Source organism: Ruegeria sp. CL3 (genome assembly GCF_056536505.1).
In genome coordinates, this window is record NZ_JBQFPT010000001.1 from 265150 (window position 1) to 282231 (window position 17082).

17 protein-coding genes are annotated in these 17082 nt (G+C 57.8%); 4 read left to right on the forward strand and 13 right to left on the reverse strand.

Annotated elements, in window-relative coordinates:
- Nucleotides 1–108 precede the first annotated feature (108 nt).
- A complete protein-coding gene (locus tag ACR0NO_RS01375; RefSeq protein WP_480722725.1) occupies nt 109–1110 on the reverse strand; it encodes an NADPH:quinone oxidoreductase family protein in 1002 nt (333 codons plus the stop codon).
- 105 nt (nt 1111–1215) lie between these two features.
- Between ACR0NO_RS01375 and ACR0NO_RS01380 the strand changes: the two genes are divergently transcribed.
- The 4 genes from ACR0NO_RS01380 to ACR0NO_RS01395 are packed head-to-tail and all read left to right on the forward strand — an operon-like array spanning nt 1216 to nt 5225.
- Entirely contained in the window at nt 1216–2034 is an 819-nt protein-coding gene (locus tag ACR0NO_RS01380) for an SDR family NAD(P)-dependent oxidoreductase (RefSeq protein ID WP_480722726.1), read from the forward strand.
- Between the two features lie 2 nt (nt 2035–2036).
- The gene (locus ACR0NO_RS01385; protein ID WP_480722727.1) at nt 2037–3062 is read left to right on the forward strand and encodes a phosphotransferase family protein; all 1026 of its coding nucleotides are present in this window, start codon (nt 2037–2039) and stop codon (nt 3060–3062) included.
- An 18-nt stretch (nt 3063–3080) separates the two neighbouring features.
- A complete protein-coding gene (locus tag ACR0NO_RS01390; protein WP_480722728.1) occupies nt 3081–4304 on the forward strand; it encodes a serine hydrolase domain-containing protein in 1224 nt (407 codons plus the stop codon).
- A 51-nt stretch (nt 4305–4355) separates the two neighbouring features.
- Complete coding sequence (locus ACR0NO_RS01395) at nt 4356–5225, forward strand: acyl-CoA thioesterase (protein WP_170638831.1); 870 nt, start codon at nt 4356–4358, stop codon at nt 5223–5225.
- Here ACR0NO_RS01395 and ACR0NO_RS01400 read toward each other — a convergent pair.
- The 12 genes from ACR0NO_RS01400 to ACR0NO_RS01455 form a co-directional block, all read right to left on the reverse strand.
- Entirely contained in the window at nt 5222–5989 is a 768-nt protein-coding gene (locus tag ACR0NO_RS01400) for an SDR family oxidoreductase (RefSeq protein WP_480722729.1), read from the reverse strand. The two genes, ACR0NO_RS01395 and ACR0NO_RS01400, sit on opposite strands and share 4 nt — an antisense overlap.
- A 120-nt stretch (nt 5990–6109) precedes the next feature.
- Complete coding sequence (locus ACR0NO_RS01405) at nt 6110–7339, reverse strand: acyl-CoA dehydrogenase (RefSeq protein ID WP_480722730.1); 1230 nt, start codon at nt 7337–7339, stop codon at nt 6110–6112.
- A 126-nt stretch (nt 7340–7465) separates the two neighbouring features.
- Nucleotides 7466–8155 (reverse strand): phosphate regulon transcriptional regulator PhoB, encoded by a 690-nt coding sequence (gene phoB / locus ACR0NO_RS01410; RefSeq protein ID WP_170373721.1) that lies wholly within the window; start codon nt 8153–8155, stop codon nt 7466–7468.
- A gap of 12 nt (nt 8156–8167) precedes the next feature.
- A complete protein-coding gene (gene phoU, locus ACR0NO_RS01415; RefSeq protein ID WP_170373720.1) occupies nt 8168–8875 on the reverse strand; it encodes a phosphate signaling complex protein PhoU in 708 nt (235 codons plus the stop codon).
- Nucleotides 8876–8891: 16 nt separating this feature from the next.
- Complete coding sequence (gene pstB, locus ACR0NO_RS01420) at nt 8892–9689, reverse strand: phosphate ABC transporter ATP-binding protein PstB (protein ID WP_209254708.1); 798 nt, start codon at nt 9687–9689, stop codon at nt 8892–8894.
- A gap of 13 nt (nt 9690–9702) precedes the next feature.
- Entirely contained in the window at nt 9703–11034 is a 1332-nt protein-coding gene (gene pstA, locus ACR0NO_RS01425; protein WP_480722731.1) for a phosphate ABC transporter permease PstA, read from the reverse strand.
- Nucleotides 11031–12503, reverse strand: a complete 1473-nt coding sequence (pstC, locus tag ACR0NO_RS01430; protein ID WP_170638703.1) for a phosphate ABC transporter permease subunit PstC — start codon at nt 12501–12503, stop codon at nt 11031–11033. Before pstC ends, pstA begins: the two co-directional genes overlap by 4 nt.
- A gap of 85 nt (nt 12504–12588) precedes the next feature.
- Entirely contained in the window at nt 12589–13629 is a 1041-nt protein-coding gene (locus ACR0NO_RS01435) for a substrate-binding domain-containing protein (protein ID WP_170548721.1), read from the reverse strand.
- 184 nt (nt 13630–13813) lie between these two features.
- Nucleotides 13814–14860, reverse strand: coding sequence for a sensor histidine kinase (locus tag ACR0NO_RS01440; RefSeq protein ID WP_480722732.1), 1047 nt, complete (start codon nt 14858–14860; stop codon nt 13814–13816).
- A 21-nt stretch (nt 14861–14881) separates the two neighbouring features.
- Entirely contained in the window at nt 14882–15406 is a 525-nt protein-coding gene (locus tag ACR0NO_RS01445; protein WP_480722733.1) for a gamma carbonic anhydrase family protein, read from the reverse strand.
- On the reverse strand, nt 15403–16044 hold the full coding sequence (gmk, locus tag ACR0NO_RS01450) for a guanylate kinase (protein ID WP_170487126.1): 642 nt from the start codon (nt 16042–16044) through the stop codon (nt 15403–15405). Before gmk ends, ACR0NO_RS01445 begins: the two co-directional genes overlap by 4 nt.
- A gap of 17 nt (nt 16045–16061) precedes the next feature.
- Nucleotides 16062–16952: a YicC/YloC family endoribonuclease gene (locus ACR0NO_RS01455; protein WP_480722734.1), complete on the reverse strand. Its 891-nt coding sequence runs from the start codon at nt 16950–16952 to the stop codon at nt 16062–16064.
- Between the last annotated feature and the right edge of the window lie 130 nt (nt 16953–17082).

The window sequence follows — 17082 nt, forward strand, 5'->3', positions numbered from 1 at the left end:
CGTCCCCATATTCGTTTCTTAAACGGCATTTGGTGGGGATGTCTACCGGACAATGCTCCAATGAGGCGAGTGGGCTGACAAAGATGCCTTTGATGCAACCCGTTCCAGTTAGGTTTCGTCCATTGTGACCACAACCTTTCCGAGAACGGAGCGCTGAGAAAGCAGCTCGATTGCCGCCGCGCCCTCGGAAAGGGGGAAGCGCGCCGTGATGCGGGGTTTGACTTTACCTGCGGCGTATAAGTCAAACAATTCGCTTAGGTTTTCGGCGTGAGCGTCAGGCTCCCGAAAGACGGAGGCCCCCCAGAAGACGCCAACGATCTGGCACCCTTTCAGCAGCGCGAGATTGAGCGGTACGCTGGGGATTCCAGCTGGAAATCCGACGACGAGATATCGCCCCTTCCACGCAATGCTTCGCAACGCGGGTTCCGCATAGGCTCCGCCCACTGCATCATAGATGACATCGACACCCTCGGCGCCCGCCAGTGCCTTGATATCTTTTGAGAAAGCTTTCTGAGCGTCCTTGTCCGGGTTTCTGGGATACTGGATCGTCTCATCCGCTCCGATTGAGCGGCAGAATTCAGCTTTGTCTGGCGTGGAAACCGCAGCGATGACTCGCGCGCCCATGGCTTTGCCCAACTCGATCGCCGCCGATCCGACACCACCCGCGGCCCCCAGAACCAACAGCGTCTCACTGGGTTGGAGGGCCGCTCGGTCCTTAAGAGCATGGTAGGAGGTACCGTAAGTGAAGATAAAACACGCCGCCTCATCAAAGGGCATGGTATCGGGAAACTTGATTGCGTCCTTGGCTTTCATCCCAAGATGCGTGGCAAAGCCGCCATGACCGGTCAGCGCCAGTACACGATCTCCGACTTCGAACCCTTCGACACCGTCGCCAAGCGCAAGCACCTCACCTGCGATTTCGCCGCCAGGGGCAAAGGGGCGCGGTGGCTTGATCTGATAGAGGTCGCGGATCATCAGCGTATCGGGAAAGTTCACCCCGGCGGCTTTAATTCCAACCAGAATCTCTCCGCGGCCCGGGGTCGGATCGGACAGGGTGGTCAGTTCCAGAATCTCCGGTCCGCCCGCTGCGACGCTGAGTAATGCTTGCATGTTGCCCTCATTGTTCCTGTTATTCTTGCAGATGGAATTTTGGGGCGGGATCGCGCGCTGTCAACGGCGCACCCTCTTTCCCCTACGACAAGCGAGGAGTGCGGCATGACCCCGGAAACCCTGTTTTCTCTGGATGGAAAGGTGGCTCTGGTCACGGGCGGTGCCACCGGAATTGGCCGCATGGCCGCCGAGTCGCTTGTTCGGGCTGGCGCGCATGTGCTGATCGCCTCCCGTAAAGGTGACGCCTGCGAGGCCGTCGCGGCGGAGCTGAACGCGCTGGATGCCCCCGGCAGTGCCGAGGGGTTTGCAGGGGATCTGGGCAGCAAAGACGGAATCGACGAAGTCGTTGCCGAGATCAATAAACGGACGGAACGCCTCGATATTTTGATGAATAATTCCGGTGTGTCCTGGGGCGCGCCTTTAGGTCAATTCCCTCATGACGCGTGGGACAAAGTGATGTCCGTCAACGTTGCGGGCGTGTTTGAGCTGACGCAGAAACTACTGCCCTTGCTCATGAAATCCGGCACCGCCGAAGACCCGGCGCGGGTGGTCAATGTGGGCTCGGTCATGGGTGAGGTTCCTATGGGCGACGGGGCATACAGCTATTCGGCCTCCAAGGCGGCCGTCCTGCATCTGACCAAAATCCTGGCCAAGGAACTGTCGCCGTATCACGTCACCGTCAACGCTCTGGCGCCCGGCCCGTTCGTCTCACGCATGACCGCTTTTGCAACTGCGGATGAGACGACGCGCGAGAAGGTGGGCAAATCGGTTCCTCTGGGCCGAGTTGGGCGTGATGATGACATCGCTGGCTGCATGCTGTTTCTCTGCGGGCGAGGGGGCAGCTACGTGACCGGAGCCGTCATCCCCGTGTCCGGAGGCATCAACGTGGTCACAGCAGGCAACATCTTTGCCGAAGCGTTTTGACGATGAATACGAAAAACCCATTGGATCTGGACGCCGTCGATGCGTACCTTTCCGCGAACCTCTCGGGGTATCGCGGCCCTCTGAACGCCCGCAAGTTCGATATCGGGCAATCCAACCCGACTTTCGCACTTGAGACACCGGGTCGAAACTACGTTCTGCGCCGTAAACCTATGGGAAAGATTCTTAAATCTGCGCATGCAGTGGAGCGCGAATTTCGTGTGCAACAGGCGCTTGCAGGCAGCGATGTCCCTGTGCCTGAGATGTTTCTTCTATGCGAAGATACCTCAGTCATAGGGTCCGCTTTTTACGTGATGGAACACCTTGAGGGCCGTGTTTTCCTGGAACCAACTCTGACCGGTGAAAGCAACGAGACACGCACCGCCGTCATGGATGAAATGAACCGGGTGCTGGCCGCGCTGCATTCCGTCGATATCGACGCAGCGGGCCTCGCCGACTATGGCCCCAGCGGGAATTATTTCGAACGTCAGATCGCGCGCTGGACAAAGCAGTACCGCGCCTCTGAGACAAACAAGATCGCTCAGATGGATGCGCTGATCGCGGGGTTGGAGGGGGCTTTGCCCGAAGACGATGGTCAGCGCAGTCTTGTGCATGGCGATTATCGGATCGACAACTTGATGTTTGAACGCAGCGGCACGCGGTGCATCGGCGTGCTGGATTGGGAGTTGTCGACGATCGGCCATCCTTACGCCGACCTCGCCGCAGTGATCATGCAATGGCAGCTGCCTCCGGGTCCAGAAGGGCGGGGGCTGGCCGGGATCGACCGCAAAACCCTCGGATTACCCAGTGATAGAGACTATATCGAGCAATATTGCGCGCGGCGCGGGCTGGCGGAAATCAAAGATTTCGGCTTCTATCTTGCCTTTAACTTCTTCCGAATGGCCGCCATTCTGCAGGGCGTCTACAAACGCGCGCTGGACGGCAACGCATCGGACCCGGGGCGGGCGAAACTGTTCGGTGACTACGTGCCGCTCTTTGCGCAGCATGGTTTGTCGGCTTTGGACGCCTAGGGCAGAGGGAGCTTTGGAATGCCGGTAACGTGGGATCAAGACAGGTTGGATCGCATTCGCCCGTGGATGCAACGCTATGTAGATAAACGAAAATATCCCGGCAGTTCGGTTCTTCTGAAACACAAAGGGCAGGAGGTCTTCTTCCGCGCTTGCGGCCAGCGCAATATCGAAGCCGAACTGCCGTTCGAGCGTGACACGCTGGTCCGTATCTACTCGATGACCAAACCGATCACATCAGTTGCGGTGATGATGCTGGTCGAGCGCGGATTGATCCACCTTGGCGCACCTTTGTCCGCGTATCTGCCCGAATTTGCCGCGCCTCAGGCGTTGGTTACCAATGCCGAGCGATTGGATCAGACCGAAGCCGCGCCACCGCCGACTCTGCATCAGCTACTGACCCACACGAGCGGGTTCAGCTACCCATTCAATCCCGGTCTTCTGCCATCGGCGATGGACGAGCGGGATATGATCTTCAAACCAAATCAAGGGCTTCTGAAGGATAGAGTAAGTGATCTCGCCGCGCTGCCTCTGGCGTTTCAACCGGGCAGCCGGTGGGAGTATTCGGTCAGCACCGACGTCCTAGGTCGCGTTGTTGAGGTCGTCTCGGGAAAGACGTTGGACCAATTCTTCCAGCAGGAGATCTTTGAGCCGCTCGGGATGCGAGAGACGGGCTTTGTGGTCCCGAAAGATGCCGGCGATGGATTTGCGTCGCTCTATACGCCTTTGGCCGGCGACGCGATGGATCTCAACTCGGCCGAACAGTCCGAGGATTCGCTCAGGCTGGTGGATCAAGCGGGATCTTCTCCGTTCGAAGCCACCACTACGTTCTCGGGCGGTGGTGGCTTGGTCGGAACGATAGACGACTATAGCCGGTTTGCTGAAATGCTGCGGAACCGAGGGCAGGCTGCGGGCGAACGGTTATTGGGACCGAAGACGGTAGATTTCATGATAATCAATCACTTACCCGGCGATATTGCCTCAATGGGCCCCAGTAGTTTTGCGGAACAACCGATGGAAGGTATGGGGTTCGGATTGGGCGGCTCTGTCTTGCTGAATCCGGGTCGTACCGGAGTGCCTGGTTCGGTCGGGGATTTCAGTTGGGGTGGTATGGCGTCGACCTATTTCTGGATTGACCGGTCCTTGGATTTGACGGCTGTGTTCTTCACTCAATTGTCGCCGTCCAGCTCTTACCCGTCCCGCGCGGAACTCAAAGCTCTGGTCTTAGGTGCGGTGATTGATTGATGGCGCGGGTGTTGGTACCTCATCCCCCAAATGAACAAGATCGAGCAACCCATGACCGAAGCTGAGCGTATTCTTCTGGACCTTCTGAACATCGAACGGCTTGAGGTTGACCTGTTCCGGGGCACTGGGTCCGGCGGTGAGACACCGACACGTATCTTTGGCGGTCAGGTCATCGCGCAGGCGCTAGCAGCGGCTTACAGAACGGTTGATGACAGGCTCTGCCATTCCTTGCATGCTTATTTCATCCGTCCGGGTGACCCCAGTATTCCCGTTGTTTATCAAGTGGATCGTGCCAGAGACGGCGGTTCTTTCACCACGCGGCGCGTGGTTGCGATTCAACATGGTAAGCAGATCCTCAATATGTCTGCATCCTTTCATGTTGAGGATGAGGGGTGGTCTCATCAGCATCCGATGCCGTCTTCTGAGAGCCCAGAAACCCATCCATCGCGCAGCGAACTACGCCACAAGTATGTGGATCAAGTCCCTGAAAAGATGAAAAAAGAACTGTTGCGCGAGCGGCCAATAGAAGTGCGCGAAGTAGACCATCTCGACCCATTTCGACCTGAAATTTCCGACGATCAGAACAAGATCTGGTTCCGAATGCCTGGAGCAGCGTCAACCGACCCGCGTACGCAACACCTGATACTGGCCTATGCCTCAGACATGAGCCTGATGAGCTCCGGCATGCGGCCCCATGGACTGAGCTGGTTCACAGGTCAGGTAAACGCAGCGAGCTTGGATCACGCGCTGTGGTTTCATGCGCCGGTGCGTTTTGAAAACTGGCATCTCTATGTGATGGAATCACCGTGGACGGGGCAGGGGCGGTCTTTCAATCGCGGCTCCATCTATTCCGAGGATGGAGTTCTGGTGGCGTCAGTTGCGCAAGAAGGATTGATGCGGCGACCAAATGGGCGCTCTTAAGTGTCGCCTATAAACTGTTGATTTAACTTGTTCATACCGATCAGCCATCGGTCATAGTCGGCCGTTTTGTGACGCATGTATTGAAGGACTTCGGGATGCGGCAGGATCAGGAATTGCTCGGCTAGAATACCGTCCACACAGGCCTGTGCGACATCCTCCGGCTCGAGCATGCCGTCAATTGCCGCGACCGAGGTTTCATGACCGCGTGTCATCTCGGATCTGACGGCTTGTGGGCATAGTGCCGAAACCTTCAAACCTTTATGGCCGTAGGTCAACGCCAACCATTCTGCAAAACCGATGGCCGCGTGTTTGGTGACGCCATACGGCGCCGCGCCGGGTTGGTTCAAAAGCCCGGCGGCCGACGCCGTGATCATGATGTAGCCATGGCCGCGCTTGACGAACCGTGGAACAAGGTGACGTGCCATCCAGACATGAGACATCACGTTGATGTCCCAAGTACGGTTCCAGTCTTCATCTGGCACGTCCAAACCGCCGAGTGTCAGAATTCCTGCATTGGCGCAAAACAGGTCGATCGGAGCAATCTCATCCTCGACATGCTCGATCAGGGCTTTGATCTGCGCTTCGCTGGAGACGTCGCACGGAAACGCGTGCCCGCCGATTTCCTCCGCCAAGGCTTTCGCAGATGCTTGGTCGATGTCGGAACAGACAACGGTGGCGCCATCTGCAGAGAACCTCTCGGCGAGACCTTTGCCAATACCGCCAGCAGCACCGGTTATGACAACTGTCTTTCCGCTCAGTTCCAAATCGTTATCCTTGGTGGTTAGGTTTGATTAGCGGTCAAAATATTTACCATAATACCAATTACACGTATTACAGATTAGTGTCGCCCTAGATCAAACCATACACCTAACCGCCTTTAAGACCTAGAAAAAAGCCTGCAGCCCAGTTTGCGCACGTCCAAGGATAAGAGCGTGAACGTCATGAGTGCCCTCATAGGTGTTTACAGTTTCCAGATTGACCATGTGGCGGATAACCTGGAATTCCAGCGAGATACCGTTGCCGCCGTGCATGTCACGCGCCATGCGCGCGATGTCCAGCGCTTTGCCGCAGTTGTTGCGTTTCACGATTGAGACCATCTCGGGCGCGGCTTCGGCCTGATCCATCAGACGACCGACGCGCAGGCTTGCTTGCAGAGCCAAGGCAATTTCAGTCTGCATATCGGCCAGTTTGCGCTGATACAGCTGCGTTTGCGCAAGCGGTTTATTGAACTGCTTACGGTCCAAACCGTATTGCAGCGCTGCATGCCAGCAATGTTCGGCTGCACCCATCACGCCCCAGCTGATCCCATACCGCGCGCGGTTCAGACAGCCGAACGGGCCTTTTAGACCTTGCACATGAGGCAGCAAAGCACCCTCGCCCACCTCGACGCCATCCAGCACGATTTCCCCGGTGATCGAGGCCCGCAGGCTGAGTTTGTTTTCGATTTTCGGTGCAGAAAGGCCGGGCTGACCCTTGTCCAGAACGAAGCCTCGGATCTTGCCGTCATGCGCGTCCGACTTGGCCCAGACAACGAAGACATCCGCGATCGGCGCGTTTGAAATCCACATCTTGGTGCCGGTCAGGCGGTACCCGCCGTCGATCTTTTCGGCCCGTGTTTTCATGCCGGCGGGGTCCGACCCGGCATCCGCCTCGGTCAAGCCGAAACAGCCGATCCATTCGCCCGAAGCCAGTTTCGGCAGGTATTTGCGGCGCTGCTCCTCGGACCCGTAGGCATAGATCGGGTACATCACCAGCGAGCTTTGCACCGACATCATCGAGCGATAACCGGAGTCCACGCGTTCAACCTCGCGCGCGACCAGGCCGTAGGACACGTAGCCGCCGCCAAGGCCGCCATATTCCTCGGGGATAGTGGTGCCCAGAAGGCCCATTCCACCCATTTCGCGGAAGATCTCGGGGTCGGTTTCTTCGTTCTGGAATGCGGCGGTGACGCGGGGCTGCAGCTTTTCCTGCGCGTATGCGCGCGCGCTGTCGGAGATCATGCGCTCGTCTTCGGACAGCTGGTCGGACAGACGGAACGGATCGTCCCAGGCAAACTTACCCAGATCCGGCGCATCTTTTGCGCGCAAAGTCGGTTTGGTGGCAGGGGCGTTCATCGGGTGTCTCCGGTTTGTCTGAAGTCGCTCGCACAGTAACGTGGCACTTCACGAAAAAACAGCAAGAGTTTGACACCCGATTATGAGTAAATGTCATAGGTCAGGGGATAAGCACCCCCTTCCCTTTTATCCCAAGGCGTACCCTGCCCCGCGCACGGTCCGCACCGGATCATTGCCGCCATGCTGGGTCAACGCCTTGCGCAAACGGCCGATATGCACATCGACAGTCCTTGTGTCGACATAGATGTCGCGCCCCCAGACCCGGTCCAGCAATTGTTCGCGGCTCCAGACCCGGCCGGGTTTTTCCATGAAGGTGCTGAGAAGGCGGAATTCGGTCGGACCCAGTTTCAGCGAATGGCTGCCACGGCTGACCTTGTGGGTTTCGGAATCCAGTATGATATCGTCGAATTCCAGGCGAATACCCACCGTCGCTGGGCGTACACGGCGCAATTGGGTCCGCACCCGAGCCATGAGTTCCACGACTGAGTATGGCTTGACCACATAGTCATCTGCGCCGGTCTCAAGCCCACGCACCTTGTCGACCTCTTCCGAACGCGCCGAGAGCATGATGATCGGAATAGAACGGGTGTCTGGCCGTGTTTTCAGGCGTCGGCAGACCTCGATCCCGCTGAGGTTGGGCATCATCCAGTCCAGAACGATGATGTCCGGGCTGTCTTCGTCTACCAACAACAGCGCCTCGTCACCGCTGGCGGCTTTCGAGACGCGAAAGCCTTCGGCCTCGAGGTTGTAGGCCAGCACTTCACGCTGGGCGAGCTCATCTTCGACCACCAGAACCGTTGGTTGATCTGCAGACATTGGAGGCGTCTCCTAGACGGTTTGCGACGTTGTGTCGGCCTTGGGGCGCGACTCGGTTGGGCGCTCGCCGGTGACCAGATAAACGACCTGCTCGGCAATCGCGGTCACGTGGTCGCCCATGCGCTCGATATTCTTTGCGATGAAATGCAAGTGCATGCAGGACGAAATGCTGCGCGGATCCTCGGCCATGAAGGTCAGGAATTCGCGGAACAATCCGTTATACATCTGGTCCACCTCTTCGTCGCGGTCGATGACATCGGCAGCCAGTTCAGCATCCCGTTGGATATAGGCGTCCAGCGCGTCGCGCAGCATGACCTCAACCTCGCGCGCCATGCGGCGCAGCGCCGAGGCGCTCCCGTTGATCTCGCCCGAGTTCACCAGCACCGTGGTCCGCTTGGCGATGTTCTTGGAATAGTCGCCGATCCGTTCAAGGTTGGCCGAGACCTTCAGCACCGACAGCACCAACCGCAGGTCACTCGCTGTGGGTGCGCGTAAGGCGATCAGGCGGGCGGTTTCCTCGTTGATGATGTCCTCGAGCGCGTCGATGGCTTTGTCGCCCTGACGCACCTGCTGGGCGAGTTCCTCGTCCCGCGTTTCTAGCGAGCGGGCGGCGCCCATGATCGCGGCTTCGACCAGACCGCCCATCTTCATGATATGTGCCTGGATCGCTTCGAGATCGCGGTCGAAGACAGAGGCAATATGTTGTTCTGAATCGTTCATGTCGGAATACCTGTGCTCAGCCGATCCGGCCGGTGATGTAGCTTTCGGTGCGCGGGTCCACCGGGTTGGTGAAAATCTGTCCTGTTTCGCCGAACTCGACGAGGTTACCCAAATGGAAAAAGGCCGTTTTCTGGCTGACACGCGCCGCCTGCTGCATCGAGTGGGTCACGATGACCACCGAATACTGAGCGCGAAGTTCGTCAATCAACTCTTCGACCTGGGCAGTCGCAATCGGGTCCAGCGCCGAGCAAGGCTCGTCCATCAGAAGAACTTCGGGTTCTGTCGCCACGGCGCGCGCAATGCACAAGCGCTGCTGCTGACCGCCAGACAGGCCAGTGCCCGGAGCGTCCAGACGATCCTTGACCTCTTCCCAGATCGCACCGCGACGCAGGGATTTCTCGACGATCTCATCCAGTTCCGCTTTGTTCTTGGCAAGACCGTGGATGCGCGGGCCATAGGCCACATTGTCATAGATCGACTTTGGGAACGGGTTGGGTTTCTGGAACACCATCCCAACCTTGGCGCGCAGCTGAACAGGATCAACGCGTTTGTCGTAGATGTCCTCGCCGTCCAGTTTGAAGCTGCCCTGTACCCGAGCAACATCGATTGTGTCGTTCATCCGGTTCAGACAGCGCAGGAACGTGGATTTACCGCAGCCCGAAGGACCGATGAAGGCTGTGACAGTCTTGTCTTCGATATCGACATTCACATCTTTGATCGCGTGAGTGTCACCGTAAAAGACTTGGCAGTCCCGGCACTCCAGCTTGATTTCATTGGTATCCACTTGTCTCTCCACTCGTGACATGTCGTTCATGGGTCTGCCCTTCTTACCAGCGGCGTTCAAAGCGGCGGCGCAGAATGATTGCGATGATGTTCATTGTCAGCAGGAAAATCAAAAGGATGATGATCCCGCCCCAAGCTTTTTCGTAGAACCCAACGTCTGCGCGCGCAGCCCAAGTGTAAATCTGGGCAGGCATAGCTGAGTTTGGTTCTGTGAACCCGGCAAGGAATCCGTCTGGGTAGCCACGGGCAACAAAGCCCACCATCCCGATCAGCAAAAGCGGAGCGGTTTCCCCCAGCGCCTGCGCCAGACCAATGATTGTGCCGGTCAGGATACCGGGCGCGGCCAGCGGCAGAACGTGGTGGAAGACGGCCTGCATTTTGGAAGCCCCTACCCCAAGCGCGGCATCACGGATCGACGGCGGAACTGCTTTCAGCGACGCCCGGGTCGAGATGATGATCGTTGGCAAGGTCATCAAGGTCAGCACCAGACCACCGACCAGCGGGGCCGATTGCGGCAGGTGCATGAACTGAATGAAGACAGCCAGACCAAGGATACCAAACACGATCGAAGGAACCGCAGCCAGGTTCGAAATATTCACCTCAATCAGATCGGTGAACCTGTTTTGCGGCGCGAATTCTTCCAGATAGATCGACGCGGCTACGCCAATCGGCAGCGAAAGCGCCAGAACCACCAGCATCATGAAGAACGATCCGACAACCGAAGCACCGATGCCAGCGCCGCCAGGGTTGTCCACGCCCGAGTCTGCCCCGGTGATGAACGGCCAGTTGAAGACCTGTTTGATGATTCCAGCTTCCTTAAGTGCATCGACCAGATCCAGATCGCTTTTCTGGAGGAAGCGACTATCCTGTATGGTGTCACGCGACACCCGGCCCTTAAAGTATCCATCGACGCGGCTTGAGGCCGCCAGATCAAACTCGATAGGCTCGCCTAATTTGTCCGGGTTGTCTGAATAGAAGGTTCGGATGGTTCCGCCAACTTTACCCAGCAGACGCTCAATTGCCGCTTCGTCGAAATCGACTTGGAGACCGCTTTCATCGAGCTCTTTGTTCAGTGCCGCGATGAATAGGTCCGAATAGGCTTTGGTCTTGAACAGCGTGCTTTCAGCCTCTTCCTGTTCTGGTTGGGTCAGGGTGAACTCTACGCTGACAACGGTCCGGGTGAAGGCCGGAATACCCTCGGACAGGATCGATGCGAACAGGACGATCAGGAAGAACAGACCGGTCGCAATCGCGACGATACCATAGGCACGGAAGCGTTTTTCCGCCTTGGCGCGTTTGCGGGTCCGCGCATCATACGCAGTCAGGGAAACAGCTTGGCGACCCGTTTCTGTGTTTTGCATGCTTGCGTCGGTCATTCGTACTGCTCCCGGTACTTGCGCACGATGTAAAGGGCAAAGACGTTCAGGCCCAGCGTGACAACGAACAGTGTCATGCCAAGCGCAAAGGCAACCAGCGCTTCTGGCGAGGCAAAGTCTGCGTCGCCGGTCAACTGGCTTACGATTTTTGCGGTGACGGTTGTCATCGCCTCAAACGGGTTCAGGCTAAGCCGCGCGGCTGCCCCTGCCCCCAGAACCACGATCATGGTCTCACCAATAGCACGTGAGGCTGCCAGCAGGATCGCACCTACGATGCCCGGTAGCGCGGCAGGCAGAACCACCTGACGAATGGTCTCGGACTGCGTAGCGCCCAGGCCATAGGACCCGTCGCGCATCGCCTGTGGCACGGCGTTGATGATGTCGTCTGACAGCGACGAGACAAATGGGATCAGCATGATGCCCATCACCAGACCGGCCGTCATCACGGCCGTACCCGCCTTCATCCAGCCCAATCCGTTGTCACCAAAGACGTCCAACAAAAGAGGACCGACGGTCAGCAGGGCGAACAAGCCGTATACGATGGTTGGAATGCCCGCCAGAACCTCCAGCAACGGCTTGGCAACAGACCGCACGGCGGGCGATGCATATTCGCTGAGGTAAATCGCGGCAAACAGCCCAATCGGCACAGCCACCAGCAGAGCAACGATAGAAATATAGAGCGTGCCCCAAAGCAGCGGGATGATCCCAAGTTCCGACAACCCGCCCCGGCCCGAAAAGCTGGGCGACCAGGTCAGGCCAAAAAAGAACTCTGGCGCTGGGTAAAGCTTGAAAAACTCCCACGTATTGAAAACCAGAGACAGAACAATGCCAACAGTGGTCAGAATAGCAATCGAGGCCGCTGCCAGGAGCAGAAAGCGCACACCCTGCTCAACAACGTTGCGGGCGCGATAGTCCGCCTTGGTTTGCATCCAGCCTGCCCCGGCGCCAATCAGCGCCACCACCAGAACCACGACGGTCATGATTCCATATCCGGTTGCATTCAACGCGCGATGGCTCTGTGCCGCGTTTAACACCGGTTGGGTGATATCAGATGTAACCACCTGACCCGCATCTTTCAAATTCTGAGTCACTTCGGTCAGATCGGCTTGGGGGTCACTAGCGGCTGCTTCGGTCATATTCCCCTGCGACACGGCGGCTTGAAGTCCGCTTGCTGTGCGACGCACCTCGGCCATGACCAAACTTAGGGAGGAACCCTCTTTGACTGAGGTATCGGGGATCATGCCCGAGACCTTGGAGTTCACATACAACGGCTGAACAAGCAGCCAGATAATGAGAAGGCCAAAAGCCGGGACAATCGTCTTCAAAAGAACATTTGCGCCGTAATAGGCCGGCAGCGAATGCAAGTCTCGCGGTTCGCCTCCTGCGCTTTGAATTGCGCGGGCCCGTCCCAGAACATAGCCGAGCACAGCGATCGCCAAAACGATCAGAACAAGCCAAAATATCGGCATCATATCCCCACTATTCCTGACTGGGCCAAAGTCGCAGAAAGGGACGGCGAGATCCGCCGCCCCAAACATTCATCCATAGATCGGCTTAGCTGCCCGAACCCATGGTCACTTCGTTGTTAATCGCTTCCTGAGTTTTTGCCAGCTCAGGGTCGGCAACCAGACCATAATTGGCCAGCGGGCTCGAGGGGCCAGCGATTTCGTCAGCGACGAAGAACTGAGCGTATTCTTTCAGACCAGGGATCACGCCGATATGAGCTTTCTTCACGTAGAAGAACAGCGGACGCGATACAGGATATTCACCGGTCGAGATGGTCTCGGTCGATGGTGCGATACCCGACATGGTCGCAACTTTCAGCTTGTCGGTGTTGTTCTCGTAGAACGCCAGACCGAAGACGCCGATGCCGTTCGGGTTGGTGTCGATACGGGCCAGGGTCTCGGTGTAGTCACCGTCGATGTCGACCGATTTGCCATCGGTACGAACAGCCAAGCATGCGTCTTCTGCGTCATCTTCGCTCATGCCGCCAGCGATCATCGCTTCCATGGCGCCAGTTGCTTCACAGCCGATCAGCAGAACTTTTTCTTCGAACACTTCACGGGTGCCGTGCTTGGTGCCGGGGATGAAGCCTGCGATTTCAACGTCAGGCAGGTCGCCGTTGAACTCGGCCCAAGTGTTGTATGGGTTGTCGACGATCTCGCCGTCTTTCAGAACCTTTGCGCCCAGAGCGTTGAAGATGTCCGAAGGCTCAAACGCGTTGAAGGCAGGGCCAGACTGCTGGCTTGCAAAGACGATGCCGTCGTAGCCGATGCGGACTTCCATGATGTCGGTCACGCCGTTTTCGGCACAGGCTTTGATTTCTTTCTCACGGATAGCGCGCGACGCGTTTGCAACGTCGATGGTGTTCTCGCCAACGCCTTCGCAGAAACGTTTCAGGCCAGCCGACGAACCACCCGATTCAACAACCGGTGTCGGGAAGTCGGTGTTCTCGCCAAACAGTTCTGCGACGATCGATGCGTAAGGCAGAACGGTTGACGAACCAGCAACCTGAACGTTGTCACGAGCTGCAGCAGTGGTTGCCGAAACGGCAGCAATTGCCAGCGCAGAAGCCGACAGTTTTACAAAGGACATTTCAGTCTCCTTGAGAATTGGGTTTTTGATCACCCCCATGATGATCTTGCGCGAACCACTAGGCCCCGTGCGTAAGGCTTTTGTGACAGGTACGTAACAGTTTTATGACAAGCGGGGTTTTTCTTACGTCCTGCTGTCATAAATCTTTCGGCGCGGCTTTGACGGCTTTATGGAAGCCCGCCTTCTAACGCGGTAAAATCACTGTAAAAACAGTGCCTTTTCCCAAATCGCTTTCCACCCGAAGGCGACCGCGGTGACGGTTGACGATATGCTTCACAATCGCGAGTCCAAGCCCGGTTCCGCCCAATTGGCGCGATCTGTGACTGTCGGCGCGATAGAACCGCTCGGTGAGTCGCGGCAGGTGAACGGAATCAATGCCTGGCCCCCGATCGATGATCTGCACCCGAACTGCCGGGCCACGCATCGCCGTGTCTCTCTCTGAGGTGGTCACGCGCAACTCGACACTGCCGCCGCTGCCGCCATATTTGATGCCGTTCTCGACCAGGTTGGTAAACACTTGACGCAACTGATCGCTGTCGCCGGTCATGGTCACCGGACCCTCAGGCGCATCAAGCGTCAGCACCACCTCGGCATCATCGGCCAGAGGGCGCAAAGAGTTCAGGGTGGATTGGAGCAGGCCCGTCAGTTCCACTTCCTCTTTCGGGCGTACGCGTTCCTCGCTTTCGACCCGGTTGAGAGACAGCAGATCGCCGACAAGGCGATTCATGCGGTTTGCCTCATCCGTCATGATCTGCAGAAATCGCTCACGCGCGGCGTCGTCATCTCGCGCCGGGCCGCGCAGGGTTTCTATGAAGCCCATCAAGGCTGTCAGAGGGGTGCGGAGCTCATGGCTGACATTGGCGACGAAATCCCGGCGCATCTGGCTGGCTTGTTCTAGATGCGTGATGTCCTGAAAGATCGTCAGCACCGCTCCGCCCGACACCGCGCCGATCCCGTTCATATAGCGGCAAATCACCTCGAAGGTCGTATCCTGCGCGCCATCATTTGAAAGGTGCCGCGTTTTGGCCGGACTCTTGCTGCGCAGGCTTTGTTCAATCGCTTCAATGACCTGAGGCTGCCTGAGGATCGTCGCAAAATGACGGCCCGTGATGTTCTGGCTAAGCAGGGTTTTGGCGTCGGTATTGGCGGCGATGATCCGTTCGGTCTGGTCGACCAGAAGCGCGGGCATCGGAATGGCCGATACATATTCTTCCAGAAGGTTTTCAGCCATGTCCGATTGATTTCCTGCCGCTTAAGCCAACGGTTTCAGGGTTTCCCTGAATTTGCGCATGTTCTGTTGATAGTGCAGCGCGCTGAGCGTGTTCCGCTGGGCTGCGGCCTCATCCAGCTGCCGCACCACCTTGCCCGGAGACCCCATGACCAGCGAGTTGTCAGGGATCTCTTTGTTTTCCGTGATCAGTGCCCCTGCCCCGATCAGGCAGTTCTTGCCGATCTTCGCCCCGTTCAGAATGATCGCCCCCATCCCGATGAGAGAGTTCTCACCGATCGTGCAGCCATGCAGCATGACCTTGTGCCCGATTGTGCAGTTCGCCTTGATGGTCAGCGGAAAACCAGGGTCGACATGCATGACGCAGTGTTCTTGTACATTGCTACCCGCGCCGACGCGGATTTCTTCGTGTTCCGCCCGGATCGTGCAGCCAAACCAGACCGAGGCGCCCTCTTCCAGCACCACCTTGCCGATCAGATTGGCGTCCGGCGCAACCCAGGTGTCTTCGTGGATTTGGGGCGTGTGATCTCCTAGCGCGTAGATCGTCATGACTGCTCCTCGAATTCCATCTGCAGGGTGCGGACGTGGTTTTGCAGTTTCGGTTGCTGTATGCGACGCATCCGTTCGGCGCTGACGATGGTCTTCAGCTTTTCCTCTGTCGAATCCAGATCGTCATTCACCAATACATAGTCGTAGTAGCCCCAGTGGCTGATCTCATCCCAGCTTTTCAGCATGCGCTTGCCGATCACATCGGCGCTGTCCTGAGCCCGGCTTTCCAACCGGCGGCGTAGTTCGGGGATCGAGGGCGGCAGGATGAAGATCGACAGCGCGTGTTTGCCCAGATCTGAGTTTCGGATCTGCACCTCGCCCTGCCAGTCCACGTCGAACAGCACATCCTTGCCGGATTCGATGGACTCGCGTACCGGTCCGGCGGGTGAGCCATAGAAGTTGCCGAACACATGCGCATGTTCCAGCATTTGCCCATCGGCCACCTGCTGTTTGAACTCGTCTTCGGACAAGAAGTAGTACTCGCGACCGTGTTCTTCACCCGGACGCGGTTCGCGGGTTGTGGCCGAGATCGAGAATTCGAGGTCGGTATCCCAGGCCATCAGTCTGCGGGCCAAGGTGGATTTGCCGGCGCCCGAGGGGGATGACAGGATGATAAGGAGGCCGCGGCGATCTGCCATGTCAGTTCTTCCTACTGTTATTCAACGTTTTGTACCTGCTCGCGCATCTGATCGATCACCGCTTTCAACTCCAACCCGACCGAGGTCAGATCGGCGCTTTGCGCCTTGGAGCAGAGGGTGTTGGCCTCGCGGTTGAACTCCTGCATCAGGAAATCCAGCTTGCGGCCAACCGCACCATCCTGCGCCAGAAGGTCTCGCGCAGCGGTGACATGGGCGCTGAGACGGTCGATCTCTTCGGTGATGTCGGCCTTGACGGCGATCAGGGCGAGTTCTTGTGCAACTCTCTCAGGTTCGACCCCTTGGGCGTTGTCCAGCACGCGGGCGAGGTTTTCGCGCAGCGCATCGGCCATCTTGTCCTTGCGCTGTTCGGCCAGTTCGGTGGCCTTCGCGGTCAACTCCGCAACCTGATCCAGCTGAGACGCCAAGATCGCTGCTAGAGCCTCGCCTTCGGTCTGACGCATGTCGAGAAACGCCGCCAAAAGTGGAGTGAATTCGGTGGTCATCTGCGCGACCAGCGGGGCCGGATCGTCGGCCTCGGCCCCTGCATCCAGCATTCCTTTGAGGGTCAGCAGATCACTCGCCTTGGAGGGGGCAAGTGCAATCCCCCTTGCCTCGGCCATGGCCTGTGTCTGTTGCAAGGCATCCAAGGCCGCCGTCATGGCAACCATATTCAAGGCCAGATCCGGCTGGGATTCGTCCCGGCTGATCCGCAACGACAGGGTCACATTGCCTCGGCTCAGCGATTTGGACAGAACGGCCCGCAACGCGGCCTCAAGGCCCGTCAGCCAGTCGGGGACGCGAATGCGCATGTCCAGCCCCTTGCCGTTCACGCTGCGCAGTTCCCATGTCCAGCTATGGGGGCCGAACTCTCCCTTGCCCGAGGCGAACCCGGTCATGGATTTGATCATCACTGCCCTTTCCATCGCTGTCAGTCTTCGTGTCTGCCGCACCTAATGCCATTGCCCGGTGCAGGGCAAGAGTTTGCTGAGACCGCCTCTGTCCGACAGAAGTTAACCATTCGTTAAAGAATTACTCCAA

Coding starts and splice junctions, on each gene's coding strand:
- ACR0NO_RS01375 (WP_480722725.1), bottom strand. CDS start 1,110: ATGCAAGCATTACTCAGCGTCGCAGCGGGCGGACCGGAGATTCTGGAA.
- ACR0NO_RS01380 (WP_480722726.1), top strand. CDS start 1,216: ATGACCCCGGAAACCCTGTTTTCTCTGGATGGAAAGGTGGCTCTGGTC.
- ACR0NO_RS01385 (WP_480722727.1), top strand. CDS start 2,037: ATGAATACGAAAAACCCATTGGATCTGGACGCCGTCGATGCGTACCTT.
- ACR0NO_RS01390 (WP_480722728.1), top strand. CDS start 3,081: ATGCCGGTAACGTGGGATCAAGACAGGTTGGATCGCATTCGCCCGTGG.
- ACR0NO_RS01395 (WP_170638831.1), top strand. CDS start 4,356: ATGACCGAAGCTGAGCGTATTCTTCTGGACCTTCTGAACATCGAACGG.
- ACR0NO_RS01405 (WP_480722730.1), bottom strand. CDS start 7,339: ATGAACGCCCCTGCCACCAAACCGACTTTGCGCGCAAAAGATGCGCCG.
- phoB (WP_170373721.1), bottom strand. CDS start 8,155: ATGTCTGCAGATCAACCAACGGTTCTGGTGGTCGAAGATGAGCTCGCC.
- phoU (WP_170373720.1), bottom strand. CDS start 8,875: ATGAACGATTCAGAACAACATATTGCCTCTGTCTTCGACCGCGATCTC.
- pstB (WP_209254708.1), bottom strand. CDS start 9,689: ATGAACGACATGTCACGAGTGGAGAGACAAGTGGATACCAATGAAATC.
- pstA (WP_480722731.1), bottom strand. CDS start 11,034: ATGACCGACGCAAGCATGCAAAACACAGAAACGGGTCGCCAAGCTGTT.
- pstC (WP_170638703.1), bottom strand. CDS start 12,503: ATGCCGATATTTTGGCTTGTTCTGATCGTTTTGGCGATCGCTGTGCTC.
- ACR0NO_RS01435 (WP_170548721.1), bottom strand. CDS start 13,629: ATGTCCTTTGTAAAACTGTCGGCTTCTGCGCTGGCAATTGCTGCCGTT.
- ACR0NO_RS01440 (WP_480722732.1), bottom strand. CDS start 14,860: ATGGCTGAAAACCTTCTGGAAGAATATGTATCGGCCATTCCGATGCCC.
- ACR0NO_RS01445 (WP_480722733.1), bottom strand. CDS start 15,406: ATGACGATCTACGCGCTAGGAGATCACACGCCCCAAATCCACGAAGAC.
- gmk (WP_170487126.1), bottom strand. CDS start 16,044: ATGGCAGATCGCCGCGGCCTCCTTATCATCCTGTCATCCCCCTCGGGC.
- ACR0NO_RS01455 (WP_480722734.1), bottom strand. CDS start 16,952: ATGATCAAATCCATGACCGGGTTCGCCTCGGGCAAGGGAGAGTTCGGC.